The sequence below is a fragment of the Pseudoalteromonas sp. T1lg24 genome, from assembly GCF_002964745.1.
In the GTDB taxonomy this organism is placed as follows: domain Bacteria; phylum Pseudomonadota; class Gammaproteobacteria; order Enterobacterales; family Alteromonadaceae; genus Pseudoalteromonas; species Pseudoalteromonas spongiae.
In genome coordinates this window covers 89,751-111,505 of the sequence record NZ_PQCB01000033.1, presented here as the reverse complement: position 1 = coordinate 111,505, position 21,755 = coordinate 89,751, and the positions used below count along the sequence as shown (strand labels likewise).

Annotated in this window: 15 protein-coding genes; 9 read left to right on the top strand and 6 right to left on the bottom strand. The window is 40.2% G+C overall.

Annotation, left to right across the window (positions count from 1 at the left end; all coding sequences use genetic code 11):
• Positions 1–46 precede the first annotated feature (46 nt).
• From C2M30_RS12755 to C2M30_RS12735, 5 genes are all read left to right on the top strand, one after another.
• A complete protein-coding gene (locus tag C2M30_RS12755) occupies positions 47–2,932 on the top strand; it encodes an insulinase family protein (protein ID WP_105171884.1) in 2,886 nt (961 codons plus the stop codon).
• A 130-nt stretch (positions 2,933–3,062) separates the two neighbouring features.
• Positions 3,063–4,763, top strand: a complete 1,701-nt coding sequence (locus C2M30_RS12750; protein ID WP_105172961.1) for a GNAT family N-acyltransferase — start codon at positions 3,063–3,065, stop codon at positions 4,761–4,763.
• A 52-nt stretch (positions 4,764–4,815) separates the two neighbouring features.
• A complete protein-coding gene (locus tag C2M30_RS12745; protein ID WP_010559347.1) occupies positions 4,816–5,202 on the top strand; it encodes an MAPEG family protein in 387 nt (128 codons plus the stop codon).
• Positions 5,203–5,233: 31 nt separating this feature from the next.
• On the top strand, positions 5,234–6,073 hold the full coding sequence (gene yghU / locus C2M30_RS12740; RefSeq protein ID WP_105171883.1) for a glutathione-dependent disulfide-bond oxidoreductase: 840 nt from the start codon (positions 5,234–5,236) through the stop codon (positions 6,071–6,073).
• 78 nt (positions 6,074–6,151) lie between these two features.
• Positions 6,152–6,646 (top strand): GNAT family N-acetyltransferase, encoded by a 495-nt coding sequence (locus C2M30_RS12735; RefSeq protein WP_158683421.1) that lies wholly within the window; start codon positions 6,152–6,154, stop codon positions 6,644–6,646.
• Here C2M30_RS12735 and C2M30_RS12730 read toward each other — a convergent pair.
• From C2M30_RS12730 to C2M30_RS12720, 3 genes are read right to left on the bottom strand one after another with little or no spacing between them, the layout of a single operon-like run.
• Positions 6,621–7,226: a PqiC family protein gene (locus C2M30_RS12730; protein ID WP_105171881.1), complete on the bottom strand. Its 606-nt coding sequence runs from the start codon at positions 7,224–7,226 to the stop codon at positions 6,621–6,623. The genes C2M30_RS12735 and C2M30_RS12730 overlap by 26 nt on opposite strands.
• A gap of 4 nt (positions 7,227–7,230) precedes the next feature.
• Complete coding sequence (gene pqiB, locus C2M30_RS12725) at positions 7,231–8,886, bottom strand: intermembrane transport protein PqiB (RefSeq protein WP_010559343.1); 1,656 nt, start codon at positions 8,884–8,886, stop codon at positions 7,231–7,233.
• A complete protein-coding gene (locus tag C2M30_RS12720) occupies positions 8,883–10,106 on the bottom strand; it encodes a paraquat-inducible protein A (RefSeq protein WP_105171880.1) in 1,224 nt (407 codons plus the stop codon). The genes pqiB and C2M30_RS12720 overlap by 4 nt, the downstream gene beginning before the upstream one ends.
• 108 nt (positions 10,107–10,214) lie before the next feature.
• On the opposite strand from C2M30_RS12720, the gene C2M30_RS12715 reads away from it, so the two are divergent.
• From C2M30_RS12715 to C2M30_RS12705, 3 genes are all read left to right on the top strand, one after another.
• Positions 10,215–11,435 (top strand): iron-containing alcohol dehydrogenase, encoded by a 1,221-nt coding sequence (locus tag C2M30_RS12715; protein ID WP_234004724.1) that lies wholly within the window; start codon positions 10,215–10,217, stop codon positions 11,433–11,435.
• A gap of 422 nt (positions 11,436–11,857) precedes the next feature.
• Positions 11,858–13,237: a hypothetical protein gene (locus C2M30_RS12710; RefSeq protein ID WP_105171879.1), complete on the top strand. Its 1,380-nt coding sequence runs from the start codon at positions 11,858–11,860 to the stop codon at positions 13,235–13,237.
• 74 nt (positions 13,238–13,311) lie between these two features.
• Positions 13,312–13,764, top strand: coding sequence for a hypothetical protein (locus C2M30_RS12705; RefSeq protein WP_105171878.1), 453 nt, complete (start codon positions 13,312–13,314; stop codon positions 13,762–13,764).
• A gap of 628 nt (positions 13,765–14,392) precedes the next feature.
• Here the strand turns inward: C2M30_RS12705 and C2M30_RS12700 are convergent.
• Positions 14,393–15,427: a hypothetical protein gene (locus C2M30_RS12700; RefSeq protein ID WP_105171877.1), complete on the bottom strand. Its 1,035-nt coding sequence runs from the start codon at positions 15,425–15,427 to the stop codon at positions 14,393–14,395.
• A gap of 129 nt (positions 15,428–15,556) precedes the next feature.
• Positions 15,557–18,184 carry a TonB-dependent receptor gene (locus tag C2M30_RS12695; protein ID WP_105171876.1) on the bottom strand — a complete coding sequence of 876 codons (2,628 nt, stop codon included), beginning with the start codon at positions 18,182–18,184 and terminating at the stop codon, positions 15,557–15,559.
• A 123-nt stretch (positions 18,185–18,307) separates the two neighbouring features.
• On the opposite strand from C2M30_RS12695, the gene C2M30_RS12690 reads away from it, so the two are divergent.
• A complete protein-coding gene (locus tag C2M30_RS12690; protein WP_105171875.1) occupies positions 18,308–20,359 on the top strand; it encodes a winged helix-turn-helix domain-containing protein in 2,052 nt (683 codons plus the stop codon).
• Between the two features lie 29 nt (positions 20,360–20,388).
• On the opposite strand, the gene C2M30_RS12685 is transcribed toward C2M30_RS12690, so the two are convergent.
• On the bottom strand, positions 20,389–21,702 hold the full coding sequence (locus C2M30_RS12685) for a TonB family protein (RefSeq protein WP_158683419.1): 1,314 nt from the start codon (positions 21,700–21,702) through the stop codon (positions 20,389–20,391).
• Positions 21,703–21,755: the final 53 nt, after the last annotated feature.

Genomic DNA, 21,755 nt, shown 5'->3' with positions numbered 1-21,755 from the left:
CAAGACACTAGAGCGTTTTTTGTATTTATAACTCTAGGGAACCATTATGAAAAAAGCACTTAGCCTAAGTGCATTAGCACTTGCTGTTTTAGTTGGTTGTAATGCCACTAACCAAGCTAATACCTCTTCGAATAATCCAAATCTTTATGCAGAATCATTGGTTGTTAGCCCGAACGATAACCGCGAATACAAAACATTAAAATTAAGCAACGAGATTGAAGTTGTTTTAGTGTCAGACCCAAGTGTTGATAAATCTGCTGCAGCGCTCAGTGTGGGTGTTGGTTTATTGCATGACCCAATGACACAACAAGGTATGGCGCATTATTTAGAGCATATGCTGTTTTTAGGTACTGAACGTTTCCCTGATACTAACGAATATTCAGAGTTTATGACCAAAAATGGTGGTGCTCATAATGCATATACTTGGTTAGATATTACCAACTATATGTTCAAAGCGAATAACGATGCATTTGAAGAAGGGCTTGACCGTTTTTCTGATTTCTTTAAATCACCGAAGCTTTATCCAGAGTATACCGACAAAGAAAAGAACGCTGTAAACGCTGAATGGTCAATGCGTCGCGAGCTTGATTTCTTTGGTCAGTTCAAACTTGCTCGTAAAATGATGGGCGAACATCCAGCAAACCGCTTTTTAATTGGTAATTTAGAAACCCTTGGTGATAAAGAAGGTAGCAAGCTACACACTGAAACCGTTGCCTTTTTTGATAAATATTATTCATCAAATATCATGAAAGTAGCACTACTTAGCAATAAGCCACTTGCTGAGATGGAAGCGCTAGCGAATAAATACTTTTCAGATATTAAAAATAAAAATATTGAAAAGCCGAGTGTTACAGCGAAAGTTGATTTAACGAAAGTTGGCGGTAAAAAGGTATTTTATAAGCCAAACAAAGACGTTAAACAATTAACACTCGACTTCACAATCGAAAACAACAGCGACCAATTTGCGCTCAAGCCAAATCGTTTTCTGTCATACCTAATTTATTCAGAAATGCCGGGCACACCTGCTACGTTATTACGTGAAAAAGGCTGGATCTCAGATCTCGGTGCTAATGCATCACCTTCACATTATGGTAACTATGGTACGTTCTCAATTGATGTAACGTTAACGGATAGTGGCATGGAACACCGTGATGAGATTGTTGCCATTATCATGCAGTACATCGACCTTATTCGCGAAAAAGGCGTTGATAAGAAGTACTTTGATGAAATCAGAACATCACTTAATAATCAGTTCAAATTCTTAGAAAAAGGTGATGAATTTGGTTATGTATCTAACCTTGCAGGCGCAATGCAAGTTTATCCAACGAATCATGTGATTAATGCACCATATTACTATGGTCAGTTTGATGAAAAAGCAATTGAACAAGTGCTTGATCAACTTACACCAGAAACGTTAAAAATTTGGTACGTAAGCCAAAAAGAAGAAACAGACAGTACACTTCATTTCTATGATGGTAACTACCGCATTGCTGATATTTCACAAGATGAAATTAACAGCTGGAAAGCGCCAACAAACGTTGCGATGAACTTGCCTGCAGTAAATCGTTTATTGCCAGAAAGCTTTGATTTAAAAGCCGCGAGCGATGAAATTAAAGAGAAACCGCAGCTTGTTCACGACACTAAGCATATTAAAGTATGGCAGTTTGCGAGCAAAAACTTCTCGCACCAGCCAAAAGGCATGCTGAAAGTGTATATTAATAACCCAGCAACGCTTAGCGATATGGACACAGCGATTCTATTATCAGTTTGGCAAGACTTATACAGTAAAAATGTCGTTGCGTTGAATACAGAAGCAGGTGTGGGCGGTATGTCTATGAGCCTTTCTGATTCAAATGGTGTGGTATTCACTGTGAATGGTTTTACCGACAAACAAAGCGAATTAATTGTAGCCGGTATGAACGAGTTACGTGTTGCGCCAACTGAGCTTGAGTTTAACCAAGCGAAAGACCGTTTCTTACGTGCTGTTGCAAACAAGAGCAAAAACTTCCCTTACAGCCAAGCATTCAATGCGTTTTATAAAGTAACAAGCCAAGGCAGTTATGAAGACGCTGCATTGATTGAACGTGCTAAATCGCTTTCAATTAGCGACTTAAACAAAGTAATGCAGCAGGTTCTTACTAATAACCAAGTACGCGTATTTATGTTTGGTAACTACGACCAGAATGACGTGAAAACCGTTGTATCTAGTCTTGAAAAAGCGCTACCTAACGAGGTGACAACAACGCAATATGCGCGTGCGAAAGCGTGGTTACCAAAATCTGGTCAAGTATTTAGCGTACAACGTGATATTGACGTAGCCGATGTAGCCTTAGTTGATATGCATATGCACCCAGTAAAAGGTAAGAAACAAGAAGCGCAAGGGCTTGTTTTGCAAGGTCACTTTAGCAATAAAGTATTTGATAAATTACGTACCGAAGAGCAACTGGCGTATGCAGTAGGTGGCTTTAGCACCACGCTTGACGACTATGTTGGTTTTGGTATGTATATTCAAACACCAGTTAAAGGCCCAGGTGAAATGCAGGCGCGTTTCGATGAATACAAGCTTGAGTACAAAAAAGAGCTCGATGCAATTAGCGAAGAGACATTTGCGCAACTTAAAAATGCGGTCCTGATCAAGCTAAACGAGCAGCCGAAAAACCTAGGTGATGAGTTAAGACCATACTTGTCAGATTGGTATGAAGAAAACTTTGATTTCAACTCAAAAGTTGAGCTGATTAAAGAAGTAGAGCAAGTAACACTTGCTGATGTTAAAGACTTTTACGCAAAAACGGTACTTAATAAAGATGCAGCGCGCTTAAACGTGCAAATGCGCGGTACTAAATTTGCGGACAAGGCATTTGGAAAAATCGATAATCAGACGATTATTTCAGATTTTACAAATGCAGGTCAGGTACTTGATTATCAAAAGTAATTGATAGTTTTTTGTGAAAGGCGAGCAAATGCTCGCCTTTTTTATGCGTCATAATTGTTCAATATAAACTCAATATTCGCGTCACATTTGCTTCATATGCTGAACTTAAAACAGCTTTATGGCCAATGTTATGATCCATGTCGACCAAGTAATCGCAAAACAATTTCCGCAACTTATAAATAACCCTTTGCTTTATAAATCAAGCAGCAAATTACTAAAGAATCTAATGCACGAAGGGGATTTTCATCAATTTGAAAATGATTTCCCGCATTTGTCAGGGCTTGATTTTGTAGAGCAAGTACTTGATTATTTTGATGTTAGTTATTCGGTGCGAGATAGCGAAAAACTGCATATTCCCGCATCAGGACGTTTGGTGATAATTGCCAATCACCCAATTGGCTCGCTCGATGCTTTGGCACTGATTAAATTAATTAGTGAAGTGCGTAGTGATATTCGCGTGATGGCAAACCAACTGCTTTATAGCTTAGCGCCACTACAAGAAATGTTAGTGCCAGTTGATAACATTAAAGGCACAACCAGCAAAATTACTGTTAATCGCATAAAAGAGCATTTGAGCGATGAAGGTGTGTTGCTGATCTTTCCTGCTGGCGAAGTGTCACGTTTAAGACCAACAGGGGTGCGCGATACCTTTTGGCAAAAAGGCTTTTTAAAAATCGCAAAAGCGTATCAAGCGCCTATACTGCCAATGCATGTTGATGCTAAAAATTCCCCGATGTTTTACAGCGTTTCAATGCTTTATAAACCGCTTGCGTCGTTCTTGTTAGTGAATGAAATGTTTAAGCAACGCAAACGTAATTTTCCTATACGCATCGGCGCGCTTATTCCACATAGCGCATTTGCTGATTCGCCGCTTCACGATACGCAATTAACTAAACTGTTTAAAAAACATATTTATGCCATTGGTGATGGTAAACCAGGCTATTTTCAAACTGAAAAATGCATTGCCTTGCCAGAGAATAAAGCAAATTTAAGCCGCTTAATTCGTGAAAAATGTAAATTGCTTGGGGAAACCCATGATGGAAAAATGATCTACTTGTATCAGCATGGTGATAGCTGCGTAATTATGCGTGAAATTGGCCGCTTACGTGAAATCGCGTTTCGTGCGGTGGGTGAGGGCACAAACCAAAAGCGCGATATAGATAAATACGATAGCGATTATTTACATCTGATTTTGTGGGACAAAGACGAATTAGAAATTGTCGGCGCATACCGTTTTGGTCGTGCTGATGTTTTAACACACAATGCAAAAAGCGCCGGGTTATACTCGTCAACGCTTGTGAATTATAAAGACGAAATGGCTCCTTATTTTGCAAAAGGACTCGAACTTGGTCGCAGCTTTGTGCAGCCAAAATACTGGGGAAAACGCAGCTTAGATTATTTATGGTTTGGTATAGGCGCGTATTTGCAGCATCATCCTGAAATTCGCTATCTCTTTGGCCCTGTTAGTATAAGCGGTACGTTACCTGAACCTGCAAAAGATCAGCTGGTAAGCTTTTATTCCCATTATTTTGCTCATCAAAGCACATTAGCAACATCAAACAATCCTTATCGCTATACAAACACGCATGAATTACCAAATTACACAAACGACTACAAAGAAGACTTCAAAGCACTCAAAAGCACATTGGCAGGGCAAGGTGTAGCGATCCCCACTTTATACAAACAATATACCGAGTTGTGTGAGCCTGGTGGCGTTAAGTTTTTGTGTTTTGGTGTTGACCCAGACTTTAACAATAGTGTTGATGGCCTTGTTTTAGTTGATTTAAATACATTGAAACAAAACAAACGAAAACGTTATTTAAATCAGTAGATTTACCTGCAGGAATATGTCAGGTTAATAAGAAAACAAAAAGGGTTTTGTTGTGATATCTGTTATTCCTCTTTATGCGGCGCTGCTAGGCTTAATTTACATTTATTTGAGTGTGGCAACGCTAACGCGCCGCAAAAAAATTCTCGTCGCGTTAGGCGATGGCGGTGACAAACTGCTGCAAAAGAAAATGCGAGCGCACGGTAACTTTCAAGAATACGTACCAATTAGTTTAATATTAATCGGATTTGCCGAATACCTAGGTGCTGCATCGCTGTTTGTTCATGGATTAGGTGTTGCACTGCTTGTTGGGCGTATTTCTCATGCCTATGGTGTCAGCATGTTACATGAAAAATTAGTGTTTCGCGTAACTGGCATGGCATTAACCTTCTTATCTATCTTGCTTAGCAGTATCGCAATACTCTATCTTTTATATCGTTAACAAATCGCCTTAAAATTCAGTGAGGTTAGTTATGGCTAATAATCAATATACGCCGCCAAAAGTGTGGAAATGGCAAGCGGGAAACGGTGGCAAATTTGCTAATATTAATCGTCCTGAGTCAGGCGCGACACACGATAAAACCTTGCCTCAAGGAAAACATCCGCTGCAACTTTATTCACTTGCTACGCCAAATGGTGTAAAGGTGACGATTCTGCTCGAAGAACTAATTGAAGTGGGCATTAAAGATGCTGAATACGATGCGTACTTAATTGATATTATGGAAGGCGAACAATTTAGCTCAGGCTTTGTTGAGATTAACCCTAACTCTAAAATTCCTGCGCTGCTTGATACCTCAACATCACCAACCACACCTGTGTTTGAATCAGGCGCGATTTTGCTTTACCTCGCTGAAAAATTTACTTGTTTTATTCCGCAAAATGCAAATGACAGGGCGAAATGTTTATCTTGGCTATTTTGGCAAATGGGCAGCGGCCCCGCATTAGGTGGCGGGTTTGGTCATTTTTACGCGTATGCACCTGAGCCACTAGAATACCCAATTAACCGATTTACTATGGAAGTAAAACGCCAATTGGATTTACTAAACAAACACTTAGCAAACAATAAATACATGTGTGGTGACACCTACACGATTGCTGATATGGCAATTTGGCCGTGGTACGGTGTATTAGTACGCGGTGATTTATATGAGGCTGCTGAGTTTTTAGCGGTAGATGAATACCCACATTTAAAGGCATGGGCAGACCGTATATTTGAACGACCAGCTGTGCAACGAGGCCGTAGAGTAAACCGCAGTTGGGGCGATGAAAGTGAGCAATTGCACGAACGCCATAGTGCGGACGATTTTAATTAGACCGTAAAGGTTAATACGCCCTAGTTATATTTAAAATAAAATTGTATATTTTATTTATTTTTGGTTGTAAGGATAAATGTGAAAAATATCGCGCTACAAGAATTAACCACTGCCGATGCTGAGTTCATTTTTAAGTTAGTAACGCAAGCGAGTTTTAAAGAGCACATTGGTGATAAAGGGGTGTATGACCTAACCAGTGCAGCTAAGCACCTTGAAGAAAAGTACATTCAGCCCTACCAGCAATATGGTTATGGGTTATGGGGTATAAAAGATCTCGACCGTAATTGTTTTGTTGGCGTATGTGGCTTAGTAACACGCCCTGATTTTGACATTCCTGATCTTGGCTATTCGTTACTTGATGAGTTTACAAAGCAAGGTTATGTGGCAGAAGCCGCGCGCAAAACCATTGTACGTGCCCGCAATAAGCACGGTTTTGACACATTAAATGCCATTACTTCACCCACTAATAATGCGTCAATTAACGTGCTTGAAAAGCTTGGCTTTAAGTTTATTAAGCAATTTGAACTTACTGGTTACGAAGGGGTTTCTAACCTTTATCAATTAGCGCTTTAAGCTCAGTTGCAACCGCGTTGTTGACATTGTTCCATGCACTATTTAACGCGCCAACAAGCGGGCCGTAGCCGTCATCGTCAAGCGATACGGCTTGATTAAAGCCTTGGCTATACACGATAGTGGCCGAGGTATGCTCAAGTTTATATACCGTTACTATACCCGCTATTACACCTTCGCCGTTTTGGTTCGCTTGAAACTTGGTCAGGTAATAATCTACGCGAAACGTTGGCAACGTGGCATTAATTGCAGATTCTAACTGTAGGGGAATAACGCGACTTTGCGACAACTGATTATCAAGATTAACCACGCTTGCTTGCAGTAACAATTCACTGGGACTGCTGCTCCACAAATGGCCGTTGGCGCTTTGAATTTGCAATGGAGCAACCTCAACAGCAATACCACGATTGGCAAGATGGCCGGTTAACTTAGGGTTACTGACAATGATATTAGCGCGCGCTTGTTTGCCTAATTTATTTGGCGCAAATTCGCCACCATCAAGCTGGTAATAACTAATAGTGTCAATTTGGCTGCTACACCCGCCCAATAATAAAAAAAGAACTGAAACCAGTAAAATACGCATTGTGTTATTGTTTCCTTGGGGTTGGATCGGTTGCCAATTGTTTATCAAAAATAAACATATTAGGTTGCTCGTTTAAGCCTTTTGACAATGGCTGCAATTGCTCTGCTAACTGTTTTAACTGATCAAGTGTGCTGTTTAACTCATGATAAATAGCTGAACCTTTTTCGTAATCTGACATGGTTTTTTCAAACTGCAACATGGTTTCATCAAATGTCGCCATCGATTTTTCAACTTGCGCTAAGGTTTCATTAAACTCATTAGGCAGAGTTTGTGTGTCTTTACGATTTAACAGTTCGCGCAGTTCAACGGCGAATGTGTTGTATTCGTTCATTGTTTTATCAAAGCTATTTAGCGGTGTTTGCATATCTAAATTATTAAATTTTGCTAGTAATTCCGATACTTGGTTTGCCATTACGCTAAAGCCACTAGAGGTACTTGGAAACACTTTTAAGCCAGCAAATTCAGACTGCTGAAATGGCTCAACATCTTGGTATAAATCAAAATCAATATAAATTGAACCGGTGAGTAAATTACCAGTTTTAAGGGATGCTCTTAAGCCTTTTTCAATCCAGCCATCTAGGCTATTTTGCCAGAACTCTTTGGCAATTTTGGTATCGTGGAAAATACGCTTATATTCAATTTTAATCTTAACCGGTACAGCTGTACTGTCAGTTGAAAAATGGGCAGGGCGATTATCAATCACTAACATCGCAGGCGCTTCTTCAACAGTACCAATACGAATACCGCGATATTCAACTGGCGCACCCGGCGTTAAGCCACGAATTGATTGCTCAAACTGAATAACATAGTAATCGTACTCGTCGTAGCGATGTTCTAGCGCTTTTTGGTAATCGCTGTTTAGTCTGAATGTTTGATTTTGCTTAGCTAAAGCATCGGGTTTCTCGCCCTCAGGAATGGCAAACGAAATACCACCTTTAAGCATTTTTGCCAGTGAACTGGTTTTAAAATTAATCCCGTCAGCCGATAGGTCAACTTCAATCGCTGAGTTTACCCAAAACACCACATTTTCTGTGACCAGATTTTCATAAGGTGAGCGAATAAAAATGCCATAGCGCATAATCTGCTGTTGCCAATCAAACTTAGCAGTTTCAACTTGTCCAACACTGTAGCCGTTATAATAAATTGTTGTACCAACATCGATTACATTGGTATTTTTACTGGTAAGCAAATAGCGCTGACCTTTTATGTTATCGGGAATTTGGGGCGGCGTATCAAGTAGTGTAAATTGACGGGTTCTGGCATCACTTTCACCCGGTAAAAACTCAAAATACACACCAGATAACAAGGTGTTTAACCCTGAAATACCGGTTTCGTCGATGCGCGTTTTAACAATCCATATTTTTGCATCTTGATTAAGTAAATGCTCGTAATCTTTGTCAATTACCGCGCGTGCAACAACTGTGGTTTGATCTTCCGCAAGGCGTACTTGGGCAATGACACCCATTTTTACGCTGCGTACTTTAATTTCTGTTTTGCCGGGGATCACGCCTTCTGCATTTGGCATGGTAATGTAAATAGTCGTGCCTTGGCTTTGTTGGTATTGATAAAACATCCAACTTGCAACAAACACGGCAATAAGTGGAATGATCCAGATAGGTGAGAGCGTTCGCTTTTTACTAATAGCGGCAGTAGGGCTCATTCAGAAAACCTCTTTTTATCCCAGATTAAACGTGGGTCGAATAGTTGCGCAGCAATCATCGAGGTGATCACCATAATTGCAAAAAAGATTGCACCAACACCAATTGTTATCGACATTAAAACGCCTAATTGTACTAATGAAACTAAAATAACCACAACAAACACATCGATCATTGACCATTTACCAACAAGCTCTATTAAAACATAAGCACGTGCTGCTTGTTTTCTACTAATGTGTTGTTTTTTTGTAACTAAATAACACAGCCAAAATAATACAAACAATTTGCCGATAGGAATACAAATACTGGCTATAAAAATAATGATAGCGATTGGGTACGAGCCAATCTGCCACAGTGTAAAAACACCATTAAGAATAGTGGACGGTTCGTCAATAGAGAAAATCCAAGTGTGCATTATCGGGAAAAAATTCGCTGGTATATAACAAATGAGCGACGTGATGGTAAATGCTAAAACCCATTGAATATGTTGTGTATTGCGTACCGACGTTTTGCTATTACAGCGCGAACACGTATCGTCGTAAGTTAATAACTGACAAACATGACACGCCCGCAAATTTTGATTTTTAGCGCGCGATCCTAAACTTTCATCAATTGCTATTTTGTTTTGGTCGGCGAGTTGTAACCACAAACTATGGCTGTCGTAATAATATAGCGTGAGCGAATAACACAGTACAAAAGCGGAAAACGCCCAAAAACTTAAACCAAAGGTAATTTCAGCCATTGCCATAATTTTAATCATGCTGATCAGCACGCCAATTAGGAATATTTCCGACATAACCCAAGGTTTTAAGTAGTAAATCGTTTTTAAGCAAAATCGCGAAAGCGGTTTAGGTAACACATACAAAGCCCCCATATGAAGCGGAATAAACAGTGTTAATAACACAAAAGGCAATCCAATAATGGTGATATCAATCAGTGCAGCGACGAAAAAGTTATCTTGATAAAACAATATTTTTGCCGCGTCGAGCAAATTGATGGTTTGGCTTAACCCTTGATTGCTAAACGAGATAAACGGGTAGAGTAAGGCGCTAAATAGTAAGATAAGTGATGCGATGCTAAGCGCAACCACTTTTTGAGCGCGCGCGTTAATTGTGCGGCTTAATAAGGTATGACAATTTGGGCAATAGGCATGCTCCCCATAGCTGAGCGTTGGGATACTGACTATTTGATCGCAGTGATGACACGCGAGTTGTATTTCCATGCAGGTGCTTACTTTGTCTTGTTACTCTTTGATTTTCTTATATCCTTGATTGTAAGGCAAGAAATTGTGCTAGGATATTTGCTCTAATAACAATAAAAGAGTACAACCATGGCGCAATCAATTGGACTGACTAAACGACTGCTGTATCGTTGCTATCACATGGCGTTACGCCTTGCATTGTTTGTTTATCCTATTCCACGACCTAAGTGCTTTAAAAGCGCGCAACTCGATATCTGGCTTGCTGAGCTAAAGCAGCAAAATATTGAGCGTTTACTGGTGGTTACTGACAAAACCTTGCTTTCACTCGGTATAGCAGCGCCTGTAATTACTGCCCTTGAAAGTGCAGGCATTAGTACGTCTATTTATTCAGATATTTTACCTGATCCCGACATTAACGAAATTGAGTCGGGTTTTACGCTTTATACACACGATAAATGCCAAGGCATTGTTGCAATTGGCGGTGGCTCTGTGATTGATGGCGCAAAACTAATTGGGGTGCGCGCTGCAAAACCACATAAAGCATTAACGCAATTACGCGGCTTGTTTAAAGTGATGCGCCGTTTACCGCCGCTAACGGCAGTGCCAACTACCGCGGGCACAGGTTCAGAAACAACGGTTGCAGCGGTGGTTTCAAACCGCCAGCAGCAGGACAAATTCGCAATTGCAGATTACTGTTTAGCGCCAAAATACGCGTTATTAATGCCAGAATTAAGCCAAGGCTTACCGCCATTTATTACCGCCACAACCGCTATGGATGCGTTAACCCACGCAGTAGAAGCATTTATTGGTATTAACGGTACGCAATTTACTAATCAAAAAGCGTTAAACGCATGCAAACTTATTTTTGATAATTTTCCATTAGTGATGCAAGAACCAAGCGATATTAAGGTACGAGAAAACCTGCTAAACGCATCCTTTTATGCAGGCGAAGCGTTTACACGCACATCGGTAGGGTATGTGCATGCCATTGCCCATCAACTTGGTGCGAAATATCACGTCGCCCATGGCCTTGCTAATGCTGTATTGCTGGATGTGGTGTTAATGGAGTATGGCGAGAAAATACATGATAAATTGGCAGTTATTGCTGATTATTGTGCGCTAGGTGGTAACAAAATTGACGATCGTTCACAAAAAGCGGCGCTGGTAATTGAAAAAATACGTGAATTAAAAGGATTGGCGAATCTTCCAACCAAAGTAGATGAGCTTGATGCTACGGATATCCCAGATATAACAACCGCAGCGATGAAAGAAGCACACCCTGATTATCCTGTGCCAGAGTTTTGGTCAAGCAATCGGTTTGACCATGTTTTACAGCTAGTTTTAGCGTAAAACTCGGGATACTCTTTATGTTGCTATTGGCTCTAGGGGAATGTGCTAGGTGGAGAGCTTTAATGAGTTATGATTTTTTTGTGATGTTGTTCTCAATACTCTGAACCTTCCAATATTTTTCAGATATTTAATGTAAAGAGAGCTCTTTTTATTCGAAATGAGACAAAGGTAGCTACAAAGAATGTAAACGTAGTAGCGTATAAACGATAAGCAAACTCTTATGACGGGCACCGTTTTAATGTAGAGGAATAGACAGAATCGAACGCAAAGCTGAATATTCATTTCTTCTAATTGAGGGGGTATGTAACTATTAAGTAATTTTGTTTGTGCTTTAAATAAGGGTTGTCTATATTTTGTACAGAAAACAAAAGTTTTAAGTTCGCTATAGTAGCTCCAACCATCTCAAGGAAAGAGGCCATAAAATGAAACAAAATATAATATTTTTATTTTTTATAAGTTTTCTTTTTTCAGGGTGCCAAATTATAGAAGAAGGAGAAGTTGACTACGTAAGAACTATTGAAAATAGTGGACTCAACGTAAAAGACCTTACTAGTTGTAATCAAGAGCTCTACGATAACTCTGAATTAACTAGAGCCGGATTAACTCGCGAATGTTATGAAACACTTTATCGAAAATATACAAAAGTGCCTCAGATTGATTCGGGAGAGACAATTTCTGTTCACCTAATGCAGGCTTTTAATGGCGCTGCATTTGAATGGAGGAATGCCTCGGAATTTTTCGGAGGCAGGGGATCTAACGCTGAAATTGTGATTATTGCAAACGTATGCGAACAAGGGAAAGCTGGGTGCTCGCTGTCATTTGGACCTTCTAGCGATAAAAACGGACGAGTTATATTTTACTCGAATGGCGTAAAAGCCCTTCAATATTTGAACTTCTCCTACTTACCTGTTTATGGCCCAATTAAGTATGAGGGCGGGCCTTTAATAATCCAACTTACAATCATTGAACTTGATGACCCTTCAGATCAACAAAAAGCCATACTTAATTCGCTTGCTTCTGCCGGGCAGAAACTGTATCCACCTGCCAGTGAGGTGCTGACAGTACTGGACTCTGTAGGTTCTGCTATTATGTCTAACTCAAGTGATGATGTACTGTTTCGTTATTCAATGACGCTAGTTCCTGCTTTGAGTTCGAATAATTACCAAAGCCCAATAGTTGCTGAAGGCAACTACGCCTTTATTAGAAAGAATACTAATAAAGGCCCGCTTGAAAAGGAAATATTCGATACGCTTTTTTTTGATAATTCTTCAGGTAGATTAGTTGAGGAATGCTCAGATAATGAAAATAAGAAAAATATCATCAGATATGAGGATGATACCTACGAAGAACAAGATTTTATTCCTTGTACGCTCGATCTAAACACAGGGAAGATGTTTAAGGATTATCGAGATAATACATATTTGACATTTCAAGTGAAGTCAGGGTTTGTAGAAAAGACATTGGATAATATTCAAACATTTCAAATGTTACTTAGTGATCTTAATCAAGCTGATGATGAGGGTGCTTCAAAGACGATTGACGCGATTTCAAAGCTGGAGGGCGAACTAAATAGTAAGGCGGTAGAGAATAACCTTCTAAAATCATTAAACTCTTTAAAAAATATAGTAAAAAGTATACCAAAAGATAAGTTTGATTTATTCTCGCTACAGGCATTTAAACTTACTGAACTCTATGACAATGAAGTTGGGAAATTGATCACAGATTGTAATACTGTAAGTGACAAAAAATTATGTGAAAGACAGATTTCTGTCGAACAATTGATGAGCTTTCAATTGAATTAAGAGCTTTTATAAAAAGCGTTAACCCTTCCCCAGCAAAACAGATAAATAAAGTTGTTCCAATAGGTTCACAAGTTTTGGCCAATGCGTCAGATGTACAAACTATCCTCAATGAAGGGTACAAAAAATTCTACAATAAATCTTTATATGAAATGTACTTGGGCGATCTACAGGTGATTAGCAACCTTAGCAAAAACATTAACGCTTTGAATATCAGCGGAGCAAGAAATAAATACATAGCACAAAGAAAGACTTTACTAAGTTCCAAATTAAAAGATTTTCTGTTCAAGCTTGCTTTGGACCATGCGACTAGCGTTTCAGCTAGTTGCAAATCAATAGTAGATGAAGATTGTTACTTGTATTTATCTGGCAGTGAAAAGAAGAAGATTGTGTCTTTGTTTAATCAATTTTCAACAAAATTTGGTGTAACTGCACCTCCCTTAGATGCGTCCAGTGACACCAGTTTGAGTGCTTCGCTGACAGCAGATAAAGTGTCGAGTATTGTCTCTCTCATTATAAGCAAGTTCTAATGTGAGCATTGTTTTAAGCTAAGTTTAACTAGTATCGTAAATAAATACTTGAACGTTAAGCATACGATATAGTTAAGCCAACAAATCTAGTGGCTCTTATCATATTTTGAGCTGTGGTACTAAATAGTGAAACAACTACGATACCAGGCTGTAGCACAATAATTGATACTTTAGCCTTTTGAGACTTGATTAAACCTATTTTACAACTCTTTCAAAACACACTTAATTAGCGAACTCTTGATATCAAACGCGGCGCGCAGTGTTTCACACGATTGCGCCGCGATTGATTACCGTTTATAAGCTAAGGTTACTCGGCAAGAGTTTTTAGTTGAGTAATTTTATAGCCACTTGTTGCGTTCGAATCTTCTTCTAAAATCAAAATGTAATTACCAGTTTGTGAAAAGTCGATATCTGCCATTTGTAAAACACTGATAGTTTGATTGTTTACTTCATAAGTGACGGTTACATCGTAACTTTGCGAGTCTAATGTCAGCGATTTTGTTGCGAATGCGTCAATGTTTTTGATGTAGCTTGTAGTGTCGTCAATGGTTTCATTACCCTCCGTAAAATAGATATCGACTTTCGCGATATTCGTATCATATGGTGAGTGATCAATCAGGTTAACAACTTACACATTGTGCGATACCGCGTTTGGCGTTAAATCCTCAGTAATTGATATCATTGCAGGATAATCGTCAGTATGTTGATAGAAAATACTGATAAGAGACGTGTTTTTGTTAACTGCCTCAACAAAATTATTTACGATAGGGTTATTTGAACTATCTAACATCGACAGTGTAAAAGTACCTGCGTTCGCTGGAAAATAATCGGTTACTGTGTCGGATGGCGTTGCTGGCGTTGTAATATCGTCTTTGGTGCTAAGCGCATTAAAGGTAACGGCTGCGTACTCATCAATCGCGTTGTAAAAACGCATTTGCGACATAGCATCAACATGGGTGAGCGAGGTAACGCTTGAACCATCAGAGACTAAATCAAGTGTAATGCCACCTGGTTGTGATGAAAAGCTCGGGCGCAACATGGCAATGTAGCTGTGTTCATCATCAAGCTCCACCATACTCGATTGAAAAATAACCTCATCGCTGCCAGCGAGGGTGATGTAAAAAGTGTAATGATCTTCGCTTTTTTCTTGTAGCTCAGGTAGTGCTAAATATTGGGTTGAAGTTAATAGCTCGGCATCCACAAAAGCGTAATCGTCTTTAGCAAGGTAAATATCGTATTCTTGCTGGTCTGAAATGGTATTAATGGCGCTGATTTGAATTTTGTCTTCGCCGTCAAATTCGCTAATTGCAAATTCGTCAATGCGTGGCTCGTTGTAGTCGCCCGATACGACCTTTAACAGTTTTACATCGCTTTTAATGGCAAGTGTGTCGTCGTCACTCAGCAGCGGTATATAGTCATCGTTATCGTTTAAATAAACGTAGTTTAATGCGTAGTCGTCACGGTTATAGTTATGGCGGGTGGTTACTTCACCAAACGTTGCACCGGTGCGTACGGTATTGTCGATTTCTAGATAAACTGTTGGGCTGTTGGCACTGGCATTATACATTTGTACGAAACCTGTGCCGGATGAATCGTCACTGCTACCGCAGGCTGCAAGCATAGAAATGGCGAGGAACAGCGTTGTATTTTTAACATTTATCATTATTGTTTTTCCATGAGTTGGGTTGTTATCTACCCTGAGTATGTCATGGGAAAATCAATGCTATAACCATTTTTACCTACTATTACAATGGGTTACAATAAGTCACTTGAGTAACATATTCTCACAGTTTTAGTAAGTAAAACGTACCCCTACATAAAAGCGTCTGCCGTTACGATAAACCGCTTTTGGTGAGTAATGACTGCCTTCGTAGAGGTAGCTAATTTCGTCACCGAGGTTTAACCCTTCAAGATTAAGCGATAAATTCGGATTAATATGATAGCTAAATGTGGCGTCAATTTGCGAAAAGTCGTCTTGCATTTCAAGGCCAACGCCGGTGGCGAATTCTGTGCGATAATTGTGGGAAATTCGGGCACTCAACCATTCATTCTCAAAATAACCGGTTAAGTTAAAGGTATGCTCTGAGGTGCCCGGAATAAATGCTTGCTGCGTGGTGTTACCATCGCGTTTGCCATCAACAAAGGTGTAGTTTGTAATAATGCCAAGGCCTTGTAAAAACTCATGTTGATAGCTCAATTCGATACCCCAAACATTACCGCCTGCGCCGTTAATCGGTCGGTCAATGGTCATTAGTATGTCTTCGTGTACTTCTAATTGACGTTTAAACTCAATAAATGATTTAACGTCTTTGGCAAACGCCGCAACCGATAGCAAACCAATGTCTGAGAAATACCACTCGAGTGACATATCATACTGAGTTGCGCGATATGGGTCGAGGTCGGGATTGCCGCCTTGTCCTTGCGCTTGTGTAACGTTGTAATTGGTTGATGGCATTAAATGATTGTATTCGGCGCGTGCCATAACTTTTGCAGCGGCAAAGCGAAATGCCAGGTCGCGTTTTAAGTCAAAATTTAAATTTAAGCTTGGCAGAATATCCGTGTAATGTTTGCTTTGCTCTTGCCACACAAAGTTAGTTTGCGCACTACTGGGCGATGCGATTTGTTGATAGGCGCCCGCATCTTGAATGGTATTAACAATGCGCACACCCACATTAGCGCGGAATAAATCAGTAAGTAGATTTAGCTTGGTGTATAAAGCACTGGTTTGTTCTTGAATATCAAAGCGACTGGCTTGCTCTACTTGCTGTTCAAACGGGTAATCGCGGTAGGCGTTTGCAAGAGATTGAGTATCGGCAAATGCATAGTGCTTAAGTGTTTCGTCGGAACCAATGCCGTGTAAATAGTCTTTCGGAAAGGGTGCACTAAAATTTGCGAGCGTCCAATCGAGCGTATCTTTAATATCGCTGTAACTGCCATTATTTGAACGTAAGCGTTCAAAATCACGTTGGTGATTGCGATATTTAATGCCAAAATCAACACTGTCGATAAGATTATGAATAAGCGCTTTTGAAAAGTCAGCTTGTAAATACCATTCTTGATCAACGGAGTGTTGAGAGTCGTTTCTAACTTCGCTTATCCACCAGTTTTCAGCTTGGTTTGGATTGAGTTCATAGTGGGTTTTAATGTCGCGTTTGTCTCGGGTATCGACGCTAAACCCTGAATTTGCCGACCACTGCGATGTATTGTCGTCGTACGTACCGCCGCTACCGCGGGTAAAGCCGAGCTGGTATTCATTTTGCCATAAGTTAACAGATTGCATGGCTTTAACGTTAATACTGTTAGTCTTAATGGTTGATTGACGCCAAATTGCTTCCATTGAGGTACTAAAGGGCTCGCTATTTGCCGGGTCTACCTTCGAATAATCGGCGTACGCTAGGGTATTATTGATGATTTGATAGTCGTTAATTACGCCACCACGCGAGAATACGTTTGATGGTTGCCACAAAAAATTTTGATTAGTGTTGTCTGCATCTAACTGTGAATACAAGGCATCAAACTCAAATTGCCATGTGGAACTCGGCTGATAATCAACCGCCATAGTTGCGCTGGTACGCAAGCGTTCTTGTTGAAACACCGCAGAGCCGCCACCACTTGGGGTCCAAATGTTTTTTATGTCAGCGCTGTCATGGTCGCTGTATATCAATTTGCCATCATCGCTTTTTTTAAAGTGTGCTTGATGCCAACCCCAAGACTCCAAACCATCTCGGCGTAAGGTGCGCTGCTGGCGGTTTAACGTAAACAGCATGCCAAAATCGCGATTACTGTTTACATAGTTATAAAAGGCAGCAAGTTGTGGGTCGAGTTCGTTTGATAAGTCGCTATATTGGCTTTGCAGCGTGACAATAAATTGGGTGTCGGTCGTTAATGGCCTATGGGTTTTTATATTAATTGCTCCGCCAAGAGAACCTTCATCTTGGTTCGCTTGTGGCGTTTTAAACACCTCTAATTTGCTAACAAGTTCAGCGGGTAACATGGTGTAGTTAAAGCCACGATTTGGCTGAGATGAAATCCACCAATCCGCTGAAGCGATATTTTGACCGTTTAAAAACGTTCTATTTTGCCCTGGCGTAGTTCCGCGCACACCAATACGCTCACCTTCGCCCATCACACGCGTAAGCGAAATACCGGTAACACGCTGAAGCGCTTCAGCAACATTTTTGTCGGGAAATTTACCGATTTCTTGGGCACTCAGAACATCGCTAATTGCCGAGTGTTGTTTTTTATCAGCAAGTGATTGTAATAAGCTCTTGTGAATGCCACGTATTTCAATGGTGTCGAGATCGATGTCGGGAGTATTTGCAAACGCGCCGTTAGAGAAAAACGCAGTTATCGACGCCAAAGACATTGCGCGTAATTTAAAGCGAAGGTGTTGTGCCTGTTTATTATTGTGTGTTTGCATATGATCCCCTTTGCACTTTAAACGACTGAATTATATGAACTGCGTGTATTTACTGAGCGATTGTTAACGCTTAAAATGCAATCACCATAATACTGTTATACGTGCTATAAGGCTAGACTAATTTTGTCACTCACTTCGTTACCTAACTCATTAATTCAAATAGACAAAATTTTAGTTGATTTCAGCGCAATGCGAATTAAACGAGCGGGTACATGGCATAAGGTTGAAAGCAAGCAGCTGATATTGTTGGCGCTACTGATTGAACAGCAAGGGCAGGCAATATCGCGAGATGAGTTACTCGATAAAATTTGGCCAAATGTGATTGTTAGCGATAACTCGCTCAGTAAGTTGGTAACGCAATTGCGCAAAACGATCGGTGATGATCGTAACGATCAGGGTATTATTCGTACCGTACCGCGAGTAGGCTATCAGTTAATTGCTACTGCAACACAGGTTGAACATAAAGCGGTATCGTTTAAGCAGCAAAATGTCGCGATTGTGGGTGCAATATGTTTAATGTTAGGTGGATTATTTAGCTTACTGCTTTCGCATCTGAGTAAGCCTTATGCGCTTGGCGATGATTATACCGAGCGACGCATTACTCAGCGAGGTGGCGTGGAGCAGGGCGCGTCTTTTTCAAATGACGGGCGATATATGGTGTTTAACTATCGTGCAATTGGCAAAAGCAATACCGACTTAGCGGTGATGGACCTACAGCAACACATTTCCCATGTAATTAAAAATGCCAATTACTCTGAGCAACGCGGTGTGTTTTCCCCTGATCAAAAATGGTTGGCGTATATTCGCAACGACGCGTTGCAATGCAATATTCGGGTGATATCAACGGCTAGTGCGATAGAAACATGGCGTTTATCACTCGATAGTAAATTAGCAGATTGTCCGTCTGGTTTGCATAAAATGGCATTGAGTTGGCCGCAAGATAACCTACTGATAGCTCACTTCAATCACAGTGTGGTGCGTTATTTATTAAACTTTGAACCGTTTCCTCGAGCGGTTGATAGTCCAAACGTAATTGTTGAGAATGTTGATGAATTAAGTGTGACTAACAATCAATTATTTACACTTAATACTGCGACAAATACCGTGGAAAAACGCGATTTTCATGGCAAGCTTTTGACAACGCTGTCTCATGAAGAGCGTGGTATTAAAAAGCTCGCGGCCGACAATAACACGCTGTGGCTTGTATCCAACAAGTTGGCGCTTTATAAACACAATAAGCGTATTGGCGCGATGAATATTGAGGGTGGCGATATTGATGAAATCAGCATTAATAGAAAAAATGGTGAGATCCTATTAAGTAAAAGCCAGTCAAATACGGGGCTATTTTCGATTTCATCCAATCGTGTTGAACAATTAGGGTCGTCAATGAATGCAGTACGTGCGCCGGTGGTATCGCACACAGGTAACAAGTATGCATTTTTAACCTTAAATAAGCGCTCTAATAAGGCTGATGTTTGGCTTAGCCATGTAAATAGTGACAGTGTGCAGTTTATTACGTCACTTTCAAATTCTAACGTGCCAGAACTTATGTCGTTTTCACCAAACGGTAATTTTTTACTTTTAGGTTATTTAGATTCCCACCTTTCGCTGATTGATTTAACAACTAAAAATAGTATTACTATGGCAGAAGGGCAGTTTGACAATGTGTATTGGCAAAAAGAAGGCGATGGTGTGTTCTATGCGAAAAACGACGGCAATAGCAGCACTAATTGGTATTTTGACTTGTCTACTGGGTTAGCGCAGCCGAATGCGCAGTCGTTAGCATTAGATTTTATGCTTGCTAATAAAGAATACCGAACGCTTATGACAACGGGCTTTCGAAATTATTCTAATCATGTGGCTAAGTATTTAGCTGAACGGGTTTTTGACCCCTTGCTAATTGATAATATTTTACCTTCAAGCCAATTATTCACACCATACGTCTATCGAGACGGTATTTATTTTATGGTTAAAAAAGGTGAAACCTTATTATTGTTTGATTATCAATTTGATAGCCAAGAATATCGTGAAGTTGCGGATTTGAGTCAATTTAGTAATGCGCCAAATCATACGCTGACTGTTACCAGTTCTCACGATGGTGAGGTAGTGCTTCTGAATCTCGTTGATAATCTCCAATCAGATTTAGTTTTAATGAGTAAAACCACGGTCAACTAAGCGATGTGATAGTTAGGTTAAACCTTAGCTTAAGGTTTAGCAGCAAGCTTTCGTTTCAGTGCTTTCATTTCACTGAGATCAATTTTTTGCGCATTGGCGTTATCAATTGCTCTGTCTAGCTGTTTTTTTGCACTTGAAATGTCATTTTGTTGATAAGAAAGTTTAGCCTTTAAGTACCAAGCTTCGGCGTTATTCGCGTTTTGTTGTAGCACAGAATCGATTTGCTGATGCAGTGTTTTGTATTCGCTTTCTGAAATATCAGCTTGGCTAAGAGCAAGTCGGGTGAGCGCGGTTTTTGCAAGCAGATGGCCTTTATCACTTGCTTGGGTTAACCATAAGCGCGCTTTTTCCGTATCGTAATGTACTGATTTTTTGACTAATAACTCGATGCCTAAACGGTACTGCGCCGATGCAAAACCATTTTGAGCGCTCAGTAACAGCCAGTTAAGTCCTTTTTTACGGTCTTGGGCGGTTTTATCGCCGGCAAGTAACTGTGTTGCAATACGATATTGCGCGAAGGGATAACCATTTTTTGCAGCATTTAGCATAAGATTTTGCGCTTCGCTTTCTTTTGGCCAATGGTATTTAAGCAATTTAGAGGCGTTGTGTTTATCGGTAGTAAGCCATTGTGCAATACGGTATTGCCACAAAGCATTGCCATTTTCCGCCTGTTCAATGACTTCAGCAATGTGTTTTTGATATTCACGTTGCTGGCGCGAAAACCCTTGCTGATAACGTTTACCTTTAAATGTGGTGAAGTGATAAAGCAAACTGCGACGTTTGATAGGAAGCTGCTCGCTTTGTTTAAAGCGCCAGCGTTTTAACGCCATTAGCATGGCGTTATCAAATGTTTTTTGTGGGTAGCTATCAATGATTTGCGCGTTGATCACGGCTCCTGCACCATCAATATCGTATTCAACCCATACCCATCCTTCAATACCGCGGTCGACCGCATGTTCGGGATAAACAGGATCAACATTAAATGACTTTATTGGTTGAATTAAAGTGTTAAATGTTTCGTTAAATTGGGGTGCTAATGTGTTCACATAGCGTTGATAGCTAAGTTCAGCGTCGAGTTGTTGCTTTGCTTGGTATAAAGCGTCACTGTCTTGTGTTTGCGTGGCGATGTACTCTGCGGTGTTTTTAGCATCGGTTATTCCGAATTCGCCGGCAAGTGAAAACCATGCATATGCTTTGTTAATATCTTTTTTTACGCCTCGGCCGTGTAAATGCATAACGGCAATATTAAACATTGCATCGCTATTACCAAGTTTTGCAAGCTGTGAAAATTCATCTAAGGCTTTTTGATATTCGCCATTGGTATAGTTAACTGACGCGCTCAATAAGTCAGCTTTCAAGCTGAAATGCATAAGCGAAAAACACAGTAACAACAATG